Source organism: uncultured Nitratireductor sp. (genome assembly GCF_913053745.1).
In the GTDB taxonomy this organism is placed as follows: domain Bacteria; phylum Pseudomonadota; class Alphaproteobacteria; order Rhizobiales; family Rhizobiaceae; genus Nitratireductor.
Window position 1 is genome coordinate 25,876 of sequence record NZ_CAJXGF010000023.1, and the last position, 12,354, is coordinate 38,229.

Here is a 12,354-nt window from a genome sequence, read left to right on the forward strand (position 1 = left end):
CAGAGTAAACGACTTTTGCTGCGTTGCAATAGAAGCTGCGAATTGCAGCAATGAGCGAACTATAAAATATTGATATAAAAAAGAAAATAAGCCGCGCTGTTCAGCCGGAAGTGTTGCGGCGCAGCATTAGCAGGCGGCTTTCGGGTGGTATCCCGGGCGGCACTTCGGTGAGAAAACGCGCTCTCAGCGCTTCGGGAGCGTCCTCGAGCGGCAGTTCGGCAAAGCCGTGGCGCGCGTAGAAGGGCGCGTTGAACGGAACCGCGCGAAAGGTGCTGAGCGACACGCCATCGAGGCCGCGCGCGACACTCTCGGCGACGACTGCCTTCACCAGCGCTCCGCCGAGCCCACGTCGCCCATGCTCCGGGGCAACGGAAAGTTCCTTCAGATGAAAAAACGTGCCGATGGCGCCTGCGATGGCGTAGCCCACGGCGCCATCCGTATCATGCGCTGCGACGAGGGTGCGGTTCTGCGAAGCGAGCTTGTCGAACGCATCGGCGGCCATGGCGGGTGACGCCGCCAGCTCGGCATAACCGTGCGCGGCGAAGAGCTGGCCGGCGCGCACCTCCACCGCGGGCAGAAGCGCCGCATCGGTTTGGCGATAGTTGCGGATTACATAATTCGTACGGCTGTCGAGCGTGGGTCGATCCTCGATCGTTCTGTCTTCAATCCGCACCTTCGACCAAAACCATGTCGGCCTCGGCCACGGTTGTGCGAATCGCCTTTGCAGCCTGATATTCGGGCGAGTTATAGCAATCGTGCGCGGCCTGCAACGAGGGGAACTCGATCACCACATTGCGTCCGCGACCGGTGCCTTCCAGCCCCTCCCAGGCGCCGCCGCGTGCCAGAAAGCGTGCGCCGAACTTTTCGAACGCCGGTTTGGCCGTGGCCACATAGTCCTTATAGCGCTCGGGGTCGCGCACATCGACATGGGCGATCCAGTATCCCTTTGGCATGATTTCTCCTCCCTTGGCCCGTTTCAGTGCCACTCTGTCAGGCCGCGGCCATCTCGTCGAGAATGGCCTGTGCTGCGGCTTTGGGATCTTGTGCCGCGACGATGGGGCGGGCCACCACCAGATGCGAACTTCCGGCGCGGATCGCGTCGCCCGGCGTCATCACCCGCTTCTGGTCGCCGTGGTCGCTGCCCGCCGGGCGGATGCCGGGCGTCACCAGCGCCATGTCGGAGCCTGCCACGGTGCGCATTTCCTCCACCTCCGTCGGTGCGCAGACAATGCCGCCCATCCCCGCCTCGCGCGCCTGGCCGACGCGTTTTTTCACCAGGTCCCGCGCCGTCATCGCATAGCCGGCCTCCACCAGATCCGCGTCGTCCATGGAGGTCAGCACCGTTACGCCGAGCAAGGTCAGACCGGAGCCCTGGGCCGCCTGCACCGCCGCGCGCATCGCCTTCGGATAGGCGTGGATGGTGAGCATGGTCATGCCCATGCGGGCTATGTTTTCCACGCCCTTGGCGACCGTGTTGTCGATGTCGAGCAGTTTCATGTCGAGGAAGATCTTCTTGCCCGAACCGGCCAGCTCACGCGCGAAGCTCAGGCCGCCGGCAAAGGCGAGCTGATGGCCGATTTTGTAGAAGGACACGGTGTCGCCGAGTGCGGCGACCACCCGGTCGGCCTCGGTCAGGCTCGGTACATCGAGGCCCACAATCAGGCGGTCCCGCATCTCGTCGCTCATAGGCTCAGGCTCCCACTCTTGTCGATGTCAATCTGGCGCGTTCGATCAGGCTGTTGCACACGGCTTCCATCATCCCGCGCGTGCGGTCATCCCTGAAGCCGCCCTTCTCGTCGAAGGCGTCCTGGGCGCGGGCGACGGAACATTGTTGCGTGATGATATCGGCCTTGCAGTTCATCAGCACGGCGCGCAGATGGTAGAGACCGCGAATGCCGGCAAAATTGCCGTCGGAAGAGGAGCATAGCCCGATGGGCTTGCCGGCCCAGGGGCGCAACGTCTTGCCATTGTCCTTGGAAAGCCGGCTCAACCAGTCGACCGTGTTCTTCAGCAGCGGCGGGATGGAGGCATTGTACTCCGGGCTGGCGATCAGCACGCCGTCATGAGCGTCGATCAGCCGGCCGAGCTTGTAGGCGTTCTCCGGAACACCTTTCTCCTTCTCGAGATCCTGGTCCATGATCGGCAGCGGATAGTCCGCAAGCGAAATCCGCGTCACTTCGGCACCTTGCTGTGCCAGTTCCTTCACGGCCGCATCGGCGGTTTGTCCGCTATAGGCGCCGGTTCGGATCGATCCCGCGAAAACCAGGATTTTTGGGGTCATGGGCCACAGCTCCTTTTTGAAAGAGCCGTATAGCCAATGTTGGCGCCGATCAATGGCTTAATGTCGGCTGTGCGCGGTCGCGTCTTCCGGCCAGGCGGCCTCAGTGCTTTCCGCGGCGATAAATCCACAACTGTGTCGGGGGAATGTTGCGCAGCACGAAGTCGAAATGCTCGACGGTGTAGTCGCCATGGCCGGGCGGGATCGGGGATTTCGGGCCGTAAGTGAGCTGAATCACCGGCCGTCCATCGGGAATGCGGTCGAGCAGGGAGTCCAGATAGGCGACGCGCGCCTCCACCGGGAAGTTAAGCAGGGGAACGCCGGAGACCACACTGTCGAAAAGCCGCGGTGCCCGCTCTCCCAGGGCCTGCGTCAGCGTCTGAGCGAGGTTGAACGCATCGCCCTGAATCACGTTGACGCCGGGATAGGTTTCACGCAGATGCTTCACGAAATCCGGCGAGTATTCGAGTGCGTAGAGATCGCCCGGTTTCACGCCTTGAGCGAGAATCGCCTTGGTGATGACACCCGTGCCCGGCCCGACTTCGAGAACCGGCAGGCCGGAATTCGTGTTGATGATCGAGGCCATTCGCCTCGCCGTTGTTCCGCTCGTCGGAATGATGGAGCCTACGGCCTTGGGCTGCTCGATCCAGCCGCGAAAGAAGCGCAATTCCTCTCCGAAGCGATCCGCGATCGCTTTGCGCACATCCATGCCCTTGCTCATCTTTCCGGCGTCCTCCTTCAAAACCTCATCCTCAAAGCCGCTCTTTGCGGCGGCAACCCGCCCGCATCCGAAACGCCCGGCAAGACAACCCGACCGTTTCTCTTAACACGGTTTGTCTATTCGCCGAAGGTTTCGAAGAAGTCCTTCATCCGCGAAAAGAAACCGGCCGATTGCGGGCTGTTTTCCTTGGAGGAAATCTCTTCGAACGCCTCCAGCAGCTCCCGCTGCTTCTTGGTAAGGTTTTGCGGCGTTTCTACGGCCACCTGAATATAAAGATCGCCGACCTTCGGCTGACGCAGCACCGGCATGCCCTTGCCGCTCAGGCGGAACTGGCGTCCGTTCTGCGTGCCCTCCGGAACCTTTACGCGCGTCTGCGTGCCGTCGAGTGTCGCCACTTCGAAGGAACCGCCCAGCGCGGCTGTCGTCATCGAGATCGGCACCTTGCAATAGAGATCGGCGCCGTCGCGCTGGAAGAATTCATGCGGCCTGACGGACAGGAAGATGTAGAGATCGCCTGAAGGGCCGCCGCGCAGTCCCGCCTCGCCCTCGCCGGCCAGTCGGATGCGTGTGCCGTCTTCGATGCCGGCGGGGATGTTGACCGAGAGCGAGCGCTCTTCCGCCACCCGCCCCTGGCCGGAACATTTGGGGCAGGGGTCGGAAATGGTCTCGCCGCGTCCCTGACATTGCGGGCAGGTGCGTTCGATCGAGAAAAAGCCCTGTGCGGCCCGGACGCGGCCCGAGCCGTGGCACATCTGGCACTGCGTCGGCGAGGTGCCGGGTTTGGCCCCGGTGCCGGCACAATCGTCGCAGGCAACGGCTGTGGGCACGCGAATCTGTCCAGTCTTGCCGGTAAAGGCTTCCTCGAGCGTGATTTCCATGTTGAAGCGCAGGTCCGCGCCGTGCTGGCGGCCGCCACGGCGTCGGCCGCCGCCACCGCCCATCATGTCGCCGAAGATGTCCTCGAAGATATCGGCGAAACCGCCGCCGCCGCCGCCGAAGCCACCGCGCGCGCCCATTCCGCCGTTTTCGAAGGCGGCATGGCCGAACTGGTCGTAAGCCGCACGCTTCTGCGGATCGCGCAGCGTTTCGTAGGCTTCGTTGACTTCCTTGAACTTCCGTTCCGCTTCGTCGTCGCCGGGATTGCGGTCAGGGTGATACCGCATGGCGAGTTTGCGAAAAGCGCTTTTAAGTTCCTTCTCGTCGGCGTTTCTCGACACGCTGAGCGTCTCGTAAAAATCTGCCTTCATGAATGAGAGTCCCGCATAGTCTGTTTGGAGCGAACACCGTTCCCCCGATCAGTGTCCGTTATTTAGGTATTCGCGACAGCGAATGCCATAGTTTGCGGCAGATTGCCAGCCATGCGGCGGCGACAACCGCATGAAGAGCGAGTTTTGCGGTCGGCTCAGATGGTCGGCGCGCCCGAACGGCTTTCTCGCCGCGCGAGACCGGCGGCGTTCAACAAGTATCCGTACAGAACGTTTTCGAACAATCGGAACGATACCATGGCGATGATGACCGTGAGGAACATCACGCCGCCCGTATATGCGAAGAACAGAAGGATTGAGGGCGATTGGATGTGGTGGCCCCAGACGTAGGAGAAGAAGATGCTTTCCGTGACCGGATGCCAGAGGTAGATGCCGAAGGAGACGGCGGCAGCCGACCGCAGAAAGGCCGGATAAGTGTATCGGTCAGGGTCGTTGCGCTCCACGACGCCGGCCAGGAAGACGGCGGCGGCCAGGATCAGCAGCGAGATATAGATGTCGAATTGCAGCGCCATGGATGTGCAGGCCAGCAGGATCGCGATCCAGGCCGGCCAGCGGGCGGTTATCGGCAATGCCGCGCGCTGAACGAGAACCGCGAGCAAGGCCCCAAGCACGAAATCGGCAAAGGTGCGGTAGGCGCCCCAGGTGTCCGCCATGATCCAGCTCTCGAACGGCATGATACCGGTGCGCACCATCAGTTCCAGAAGGGCATAGCAGACGAAAAGCAAGCCGAAGAGGCCGGTCAGGCCGGCGCCGCGATAGGCGAGGATGATGACAGGCAACAAGAGATAGGCGAACCACTCTGCCGACAGGGACCATGAGACGAAGTTGAAGGTGAGATTGTCTTCCACGCCCCATGCCTGGATCAGGAAAAGGTTCGAAGGCAATGTGCTCCAGTCGTAAAGTTGCGCTTCGCCGCCGGTGCGCAGCACGCCGAAGAGAACCAGAAGACCGACAAACACGAAATAGGAAAGCGTGGCGAGATGAAGCGGGTAGAGGCGGATCAGCCGCTTGTAGAGGTAGATAGAATAGCTCCTGGCATCGCGGACCTGCTCGCCGTAGCGGGTGAAGATCAGGAAGCCGGAAATGATGAAGAACATATCGAGGAGCAGGCGCAGGGACTCCAGCTCGTTTTTCACGACAAGGCCCTTGCCAGGGGCAAAATGCCCGAAATGGTAGAGCATGATCAGCAATGCCGCGAAGAAGCGCCAAATCTCGAAGAGCCGGTAACGGATCATGTGTCTCCTCGACCGATCGACGTCCTCTGACCTGGAGCAAGCTTAGGCAGTAGACGTTTAAGAAGACATGAAAAAACCCGGGGCCGAAACCCCGGGTTCTCCTAATCGCTATCGCTTGTGGTGCTCTTGCCGGTCAGGCCGACTTCTTGTCGTCCTCGTCGATTTCCTCGAAGTCGGCGTCCACGACGTCGTCGCCGGAAGCCTTGGCATCGGCCGCGGCGTCAGCCTCCGCGGTTTCCGCCTGGCTGGCCTCGTACATGGCCTGACCGAGCTTCATGGAAGCCTCGGCGAGCGTATTGGTCTTCGTCTTGATGTCTTCGGCGTCGTCGCCCTCGACAGCCGACTTAAGATCGGCGAGCGCGTCTTCGATGGCCTTCTTCTCCTCTTCGGAGATCTTGTCGCCATAGTCGCTGAGCGACTTCTCGGTCGAGTGGACGAGGGCCTCGGCCTGGTTCTTGGCTTCCACCGCCTCGCGGCGCTTCTTGTCGGCCTCGGCGTTGGACTCGGCGTCCTTCACCATGGTCTCGATTTCGTCGTCGCTCAGACCGCCGGAAGCCTGGATACGGATCTGCTGCTCCTTGCCGGTGCCCTTGTCCTTCGCCGACACGTTGACGATGCCGTTGGCGTCGATGTCGAACGTGACCTCGATCTGCGGCACGCCGCGCGGTGCGGGCGGAAGGCCGGTCAGGTCGAAGCGGCCGAGGCTCTTGTTGTCGGCGGCCATTTCGCGTTCGCCCTGGAACACGTTGATGGTCACCGCATTCTGGTTGTCCTCGGCGGTCGAGAAGACCTGGCTCTTTTTGGTCGGGATCGTCGTGTTGCGGTCGATCAGGCGGGTGAACACGCCGCCGAGCGTCTCGATGCCCAGCGAAAGCGGGGTCACGTCGAGCAGCAGAACGTCCTTCACATCGCCCTGCAGCACGCCGGCCTGGATCGCGGCGCCCATGGCGACCACTTCATCCGGGTTCACACCCTTGTGCGGCTCCTTGCCGAAGAAGCTCTTCACGGTCTCCTGCACCTTGGGCATGCGGGTCATGCCGCCGACGAGAACCACTTCGTCGATCTCACCGGCATTCATGCCGGCATCCTTGAGCGCCGCCCTGCAGGGCTCGACGGTGCGCTTGATGAGATCCTCGACGAGGCTTTCGAACTTGGCGCGCGTCAGCTTCATGGTCAGGTGCTTCGGGCCCGACTGGTCGGCCGTGATGAAGGGCAGGTTGATTTCGGTCTGCGAAGCCGACGAAAGCTCGATCTTGGCCTTCTCGGCCGCTTCCTTGAGGCGCTGCAGGGCCAGCTTGTCCTGCTGCAGGTCGATGCCCTGCTCTTTCTTGAACTCTGCGGCCAGATATTCGACCAGCCGCATGTCGAAGTCTTCACCGCCCAGGAAGGTGTCGCCATTGGTGGACTTCACCTCGAACACGCCGTCGCCGATCTCCAGGATCGAGATGTCGAACGTGCCGCCGCCCAGATCGTAGACGGCGATGGTCTTGCCGTCCTTCTTGTCGAGGCCGTAGGCGAGCGCGGCCGCCGTCGGCTCGTTGATGATGCGCAGCACTTCCAGACCGGCAATCTTGCCGGCGTCCTTGGTGGCCTGACGCTGGGCGTCGTTGAAGTAGGCGGGAACGGTGATGACCGCTTTCTCGACCTTTTCGCCGAGATAGGATTCGGCCGTTTCCTTCATCTTCTGCAGCGTCATGGCCGAAATCTGCGAGGGCGAATAGGTCTTGCCGTGCGACTCGACCCATGCGTCGCCATTGTCCGCCTTGACGATCTTGTAAGGGACCAGCTTCTTGTCCTTCTCGACCGTGGGGTCGGAGAAGCGGCGGCCGATCAGCCGCTTGATTGCAAAAAGGGTGTTCTCGGGGTTGGTTACCGCCTGGCGCTTGGCCGGCTGGCCGACCAGCCGCTCGTCCGAATCCGTGAATGCCACGATGGACGGCGTGGTGCGCGCGCCTTCCGCGTTTTCGATGACCTTCGCATCCTTGCCGTCCATGACGGCGACACAGGAGTTGGTCGTTCCGAGATCGATACCGATTACTTTAGCCATGTCTTCTCTCCGCTAAGCAGACTGTCAGGACCCATTCCGGCGTTCCAGATGACAGCCCCTGTTCACACGAATTTGCCGCGGCAGCGTTTTTTGAGGAAACGCGCCATACGGCTTCGACGCGTATATAAGAATGTGATTTTTCAAGCGCAAGGCGGGATTTGTGTCGATTGTGGAGCATTTCGCCCGTCGGGCTGCGGGTTCCCGGCCTTCTTATCCGTCGATAGACTGACCTTTCAGTGTCCGGTTGCGCGTTTCCCGGGCGCTCGCGGCGCCTACCCGGAGGGCTTGCGGTTCGGTTTTCGTGTGGCGACCGTTTCCTTCACCGTCGCATGCAGGTCGCGCTGCGCCCGTCGAAATTTAACAAAACCCGATTTGATAATGCCTCCCTGAATATGGAAGTTGTGACCAAGCGGGGCGTTTTCCTGCGGGTCATGGTTGCCTGCAGACAGCACATCTCTGGAAAACGATGGTCCGAGGAATTTTTCTCGGGGGGCTTTATCTGTCGTCGCTGTTTCATCAGGGCTGGATCTGGGACTACGAGGTAACGCACGCGCCAATGTGGCACTCCGAAGGCCATGCGCGGCCGATAATGGCCCTGATGCTGGCGCGGAGGTTGCCGTCGCCGAGGCGTATCGTCTTGGCGATTCGCCAGAAAGCCGAATACACCTGTCTGGCGACCGCGATCTATTACGAGGCGCGCGGCGAGCCGGTGAGTGGGCAGAAGGCGGTGGCCATGGTGATCTTGAACCGCGTCAGTTCACGGGCCTATCCGAACAGCATATGCGGCGTCGTCTTCCAGAATGCGCGCTGGCGCAACCGTTGCCAGTTTTCCTTCGCCTGCACAGGCATCTCCCTGGTGCCGAAAAACCGTCCGGCCTGGGAACGAGCCGTCGGCATTGCCAGCTCGCTGCCGCCCTGCGCACCGGAGTGCGGCATCGATCCACTGGTGGACGATGACGACATTTTGGCGGTCAACGCAACGCATTACTACGCCACCTATGTCCGGCCCAAATGGGCCCGGAAAATGCGCAAGCATGGCCAGATCGGACGTCACGTATTCCTGTCGCCCAGGGCTGCCGGTCAAACCTGACATCCGGCTGGCGCCGGTGCGTGTCGACCCTAGACCGTCTCCCAGCCGTCCTTGTCGGCGGCGCGGTAAATGGCGTCGATCAGCTTCTGGTTTTTCACCGAATCCTCGAGCGTAAAGATCGTTGCCGCCTCTCCCCGCGCCGCGCGCGCGATGGCCTCGGCCTGCAAGCGATATTGGCGCGCCCGGGGGAAACGGTGAATGCTGGCGCTGTTGTGATCGGCGCTGAACACAGTAACGCGTGTGTCGCCATAATCCGGCGTGTTGAAGGGGGCGTTCACCTCGATGAAGCCCTTGTCGCCGTGGAACACCATACTCTGTCTGAGCGCCATCTGTGTCGATACATAGAAACTCAGTTCGAAATCGCCGAAATCGGCCTTGGCGCTGGCATAGATGTCGGTCCCGAATGTCGGATCACGCTCCACGACGGCCTGCACACGCTGCGGCTCCAGTCCGGTTGCAAAGCGCGCGGTGACCGTCGGATAGACGCCGATATCCGGCAGGCCACCGCCACCCAGCTCCCGCTTGTTGCGCATGTTGTCCGGGTCGACATTGTGATAGCAGAAAGCGCCCTGCACATGCCGCAGCCGCCCGATGGCGCCTTCGGCGATCAGGTCGCGCACCTTGTGCCATTGCGGGTGGTAGGTGACCATGAAGGCTTCCGAGACGACCACATTGTTTCGGTCGCGCGCATCGATCACGCGGGCGATGTCCTTGGCATCGAGCGCCAGCGGCTTTTCGACCAGCACATGCTTGCCGGCATCCGCCGCTCTGATGGCCCAGTCCACATGGTCGGAGGTCGGCAGCGGTATATAGACGCCGTCCACATCCGGCGAGGCAAGAAGTGCGTCGTAGGAGGAAAAGACGTTGGGAATACCGAAACGCGCGGCCACTGCCTCCGCTCTTGCAGCGTCGCGGCTGGCAATCGCCGTCACCACGCCGTTCTCGGCATCCTGAATCTGCGGAATAACCTGCTCGCGGCCAATCCTGGCCGTCGAAAGAACGCCCCAACGGAACATGGATTCTCCTCTCCTCTTTATTGGAAGGCAGACCCTATCGATCCGTTCGGCAAAAGAAAAGGCGGCCCGCAAGGTCGCCTTTTTTAACCCTGCGACGACAGGGAACTACCCCCGCAGCGTGCCGCCGGTCTGCTTGCCGACATTGGCAACGATGCGGCCGGCGATGGCTTCGAGGTCCTCGTCCGTCAGCGTCTTTTCGCGCGGCTGGATCGAGACCTCGATGGCCACCGATTTCTTGTCTTCGCCAAGCGAGGCACCCTCGAAAATGTCGAACACGCGCACGGCGGTGACGAGTTTCTTGTCGGCCGCTGCCGCAGCCCGCTCGATGGTTGCCGCCTCGACCGATTTGTCGACCACGAAAGCGAAGTCGCGCCGCACGAGCTGGAAGGGCGAGAGATCGAGGCGCGGCTTGGTGCGCGTCGCCTTGGCCTTTGGCTCCGGGATCGCGTCGATGAACACCTCGAAACCGCAGACAGGTCCCTCCGCATCCAGCGCCTCCAACGTGCGCGGGTGGATTTCGCCGAATGTGGCAAGCACGATCTTGGGGCCAAGGCGGATCGTGCCGGAGCGACCGGGATGATACCAATCGGGACCACCGGCGACGATTTGCAGCTTGTCCACCGGCGCGCCCGCCGCCTCGAGGGCTGCCAGTGCATCGGCCTTGGCGTCGAAGACGCCCACCGCCGCGCTGTTGCCCGACCAGTGACGCCCCGCCCCGTCCATCACTGCCGTGCCGCGGCGAATGCCGCCGGCAACGCGGCGCTGGCCTTCATAGCGGTCGTTTTCATAGGTGCTCGACACCTCGAACAGCGCCACGTCCGAAAAGCCGCGCGCCGCATTGCGCTGCGCGGCGGAAATCAGCCCCGGCAGCAGCGAAGGACGCATGTCCGACATGGAGGCCGCAATCGGGTTGGAGAGTTTGAGCGCGGCATCGCCGCCGCCGAAAAGCTTCGCCTGCGCCTCGTCGATGAAGGTCCAGGTAACCGCCTCCATCATGCCGCGCACGGCCAGCGCGCGCCGCGCATTGCGGGTGCGGTTTTGCAGAACGGTGAGGATCTGGCCGTTGACCGCGCCATGGGAGGGCAGGGGCTGCGGTGCAATCTCGTTGACGCCGTGAATGCGCATCACCTCTTCCACCAGATCGGCCTTGCCGTCGATGTCCGGACGCCAGGACGGCACGGACACGTCCAACACCTCGCCATCGCCCGTCGAGGCAAAGCCGAGACGGTTCAGGACGTCGCGGCTCTCGGCGCTTGAAACGTCGAGACCGGTCAGGCGCTCAACCTCGCTCACCGGAAAGGTGATGCCGCGCGGCTCATAGCCCTTGTAGCCAACCACGCGGCTTTCGCTGGCCTCGCCACCGCACAGGTCGAGAACGAGCTGCGTGGCAAGCTCCAGGCCCGGCTCCATCATCTCTGGGTCCGCGCCGCGCTCGAAGCGGTAGCGCGCATCGGTGATGATGCCGAGATCGCGGCCCGTGCGGGCAATGTTCATCGCGTCCCACAGGGCGGATTCGATCAGCACATCCGTGGTGTTTTCGTCGCAGCCCGAATGCTCGCCGCCCATGATGCCGGCAATGGACTCCACGCCATTGTCATCGGCGATGACGCACATTTCCGGCGTCAGTTTGTATTCGCGCTCGTCGAGCGCCAGCACCGTCTCGCCGTCTTTGGCGCGGCGAACGGTGAGGTTTCCCTTCACCTTGGCCGCATCGAACACGTGGAGCGGGCGTCCCCGGTCGAAGGTCACATAATTGGTGATGTCCACCAGCGCGTTGATCGGGCGCAGGCCGATCGCCGAAAGCCGCTGCTGCATCCATTTGGGCGAGGGGCCGTTTTTCACGCCGCGCACGAGCCGCAGCGCGAAGCCGGGGCAAAGCTCCGGCGCCTCGATGGTGAGATCGACCGGGCAGGCACCGGCCCCAGCAACAGGCGCAATGGGCGCATCCTTCAGCGTGCCGAGACCCGCCGCCGCCAGATCGCGCGCGATGCCGTAAACGCCGGTGCAGTCGGGCCGGTTCGGCGTCAGGCCGATCTCGATCACCGGATCGTCAAGCTTCGCCCAGCCGGCGAAGGAGGTGCCGACGGGCGCGTCTTCGGGCAGGTCGATGATGCCGTCATGCTCGTCCGACATCTGCAATTCGCGTTCCGAGCACATCATGCCGTGGCTTTCCACGCCGCGGATCTTGCCGATGGAAAGTGTCACGTCGATGCCGGGCACATATGTGCCGGGCGCGGCAAAGGCGCCGACGAGACCGGCACGCGCATTGGGCGCACCGCACACCACCTGAACCGGCTTGCCGTCGCCCGTGTCGACGGAAAGCACACGCAGTCGGTCAGCATCGGGGTGCTGTTCGGCACTCAGAACTTTCGCGATCACGAAGGGCTTGAGCGACGCCTTGTCGTCCACCTCCTCGACCTCAAGGCCGATCATGGTGAGCTTTTCGACGATCTCGTCGAGCGTGGCGTCGGTTTCCAGATGGTCCTTCAACCAGGAGAGGGTGAATTTCATGGCTCAGTGTTCCGTGTCATCGATTTCGAGGGTTTCGACCAGGCGAAACCGCTCGCAAACAAGCATCATGTCCGGCGCATAACCGCCATTGCGCTCAAAAAAGCCGCGGTGGCCTTCACGCCATTCCGGCAGTGTGCCGAAGCCCTCGCCCTCGTCGCTGGCGAAGTCTTCGTCGATCTCGTCGAAGCGGC

At 62.4% G+C, this 12,354-nt stretch carries 12 protein-coding genes; 1 reads left to right on the forward strand and 11 read right to left on the reverse strand.

Features of this window, described 5'->3' with window-relative positions:
* Positions 1-100 precede the first annotated feature (100 nt).
* The 8 genes from QZ638_RS05995 to dnaK all read right to left on the reverse strand — a co-directional run bounded on the left by QZ638_RS05995 (position 101) and on the right by dnaK (position 7,546).
* Positions 101-673: a GNAT family N-acetyltransferase gene (locus QZ638_RS05995; RefSeq protein WP_295808042.1), complete on the reverse strand. Its 573-nt coding sequence runs from the start codon at positions 671-673 to the stop codon at positions 101-103.
* The gene (locus tag QZ638_RS06000) at positions 663-953 is read right to left on the reverse strand and encodes a DUF1330 domain-containing protein (protein ID WP_295808043.1); all 291 of its coding nucleotides are present in this window, start codon (positions 951-953) and stop codon (positions 663-665) included. Before QZ638_RS06000 ends, QZ638_RS05995 begins: the two co-directional genes overlap by 11 nt.
* A 37-nt stretch (positions 954-990) precedes the next feature.
* Positions 991-1,686, reverse strand: coding sequence for an orotidine-5'-phosphate decarboxylase (gene pyrF, locus QZ638_RS06005; protein WP_295808044.1), 696 nt, complete (start codon positions 1,684-1,686; stop codon positions 991-993).
* Between the two features lie 4 nt (positions 1,687-1,690).
* Positions 1,691-2,281: an NAD(P)H-dependent oxidoreductase gene (locus QZ638_RS06010; protein ID WP_295808046.1), complete on the reverse strand. Its 591-nt coding sequence runs from the start codon at positions 2,279-2,281 to the stop codon at positions 1,691-1,693.
* 100 nt (positions 2,282-2,381) lie between these two features.
* Entirely contained in the window at positions 2,382-2,999 is a 618-nt protein-coding gene (gene pmtA, locus QZ638_RS06015) for a phospholipid N-methyltransferase PmtA (protein ID WP_295808048.1), read from the reverse strand.
* A gap of 116 nt (positions 3,000-3,115) precedes the next feature.
* Complete coding sequence (gene dnaJ, locus QZ638_RS06020) at positions 3,116-4,246, reverse strand: molecular chaperone DnaJ (protein ID WP_295808049.1); 1,131 nt, start codon at positions 4,244-4,246, stop codon at positions 3,116-3,118.
* Positions 4,247-4,401: 155 nt separating this feature from the next.
* A complete protein-coding gene (locus QZ638_RS06025) occupies positions 4,402-5,499 on the reverse strand; it encodes an acyltransferase (RefSeq protein ID WP_295808051.1) in 1,098 nt (365 codons plus the stop codon).
* Between the two features lie 133 nt (positions 5,500-5,632).
* Entirely contained in the window at positions 5,633-7,546 is a 1,914-nt protein-coding gene (gene dnaK, locus QZ638_RS06030; RefSeq protein ID WP_295808053.1) for a molecular chaperone DnaK, read from the reverse strand.
* Between the two features lie 466 nt (positions 7,547-8,012).
* Here dnaK and QZ638_RS06035 point away from each other — a divergent pair, with 466 nt between their 5' ends.
* Positions 8,013-8,636: a cell wall hydrolase gene (locus tag QZ638_RS06035; protein ID WP_295808054.1), complete on the forward strand. Its 624-nt coding sequence runs from the start codon at positions 8,013-8,015 to the stop codon at positions 8,634-8,636.
* Positions 8,637-8,665: 29 nt separating this feature from the next.
* Here QZ638_RS06035 and QZ638_RS06040 read toward each other — a convergent pair whose 3' ends face one another.
* From QZ638_RS06040 to QZ638_RS06050, 3 genes are all read right to left on the reverse strand, one after another.
* Complete coding sequence (locus QZ638_RS06040) at positions 8,666-9,652, reverse strand: Gfo/Idh/MocA family oxidoreductase (protein ID WP_295808056.1); 987 nt, start codon at positions 9,650-9,652, stop codon at positions 8,666-8,668.
* A 105-nt stretch (positions 9,653-9,757) separates the two neighbouring features.
* Positions 9,758-12,163 carry a phenylalanine--tRNA ligase subunit beta gene (gene pheT / locus QZ638_RS06045; protein ID WP_295808058.1) on the reverse strand — a complete coding sequence of 802 codons (2,406 nt, stop codon included), beginning with the start codon at positions 12,161-12,163 and terminating at the stop codon, positions 9,758-9,760.
* A 3-nt stretch (positions 12,164-12,166) separates the two neighbouring features.
* On the reverse strand, positions 12,167-12,354 hold a 188-nt coding region (locus QZ638_RS06050), incomplete at its 5' end, for an ASCH domain-containing protein (RefSeq protein WP_295808059.1).

Excerpts from the sequence above, each read along its gene's own strand:
- QZ638_RS06000 (WP_295808043.1), bottom strand. The coding sequence starts at position 953 with ATGCCAAAGGGATACTGGATCGCCCATGTCGATGTGCGCGACCCCGAG.
- pyrF (WP_295808044.1), bottom strand. The coding sequence starts at position 1,686 with ATGAGCGACGAGATGCGGGACCGCCTGATTGTGGGCCTCGATGTACCG.
- QZ638_RS06010 (WP_295808046.1), bottom strand. The coding sequence starts at position 2,281 with ATGACCCCAAAAATCCTGGTTTTCGCGGGATCGATCCGAACCGGCGCC.
- pmtA (WP_295808048.1), bottom strand. The coding sequence starts at position 2,999 with ATGAGCAAGGGCATGGATGTGCGCAAAGCGATCGCGGATCGCTTCGGA.
- dnaJ (WP_295808049.1), bottom strand. The coding sequence starts at position 4,246 with ATGAAGGCAGATTTTTACGAGACGCTCAGCGTGTCGAGAAACGCCGAC.
- QZ638_RS06025 (WP_295808051.1), bottom strand. The coding sequence starts at position 5,499 with ATGATCCGTTACCGGCTCTTCGAGATTTGGCGCTTCTTCGCGGCATTG.
- dnaK (WP_295808053.1), bottom strand. The coding sequence starts at position 7,546 with ATGGCTAAAGTAATCGGTATCGATCTCGGAACGACCAACTCCTGTGTC.
- QZ638_RS06035 (WP_295808054.1), top strand. The coding sequence starts at position 8,013 with ATGGTCCGAGGAATTTTTCTCGGGGGGCTTTATCTGTCGTCGCTGTTT.
- QZ638_RS06040 (WP_295808056.1), bottom strand. The coding sequence starts at position 9,652 with ATGTTCCGTTGGGGCGTTCTTTCGACGGCCAGGATTGGCCGCGAGCAG.
- pheT (WP_295808058.1), bottom strand. The coding sequence starts at position 12,163 with ATGAAATTCACCCTCTCCTGGTTGAAGGACCATCTGGAAACCGACGCC.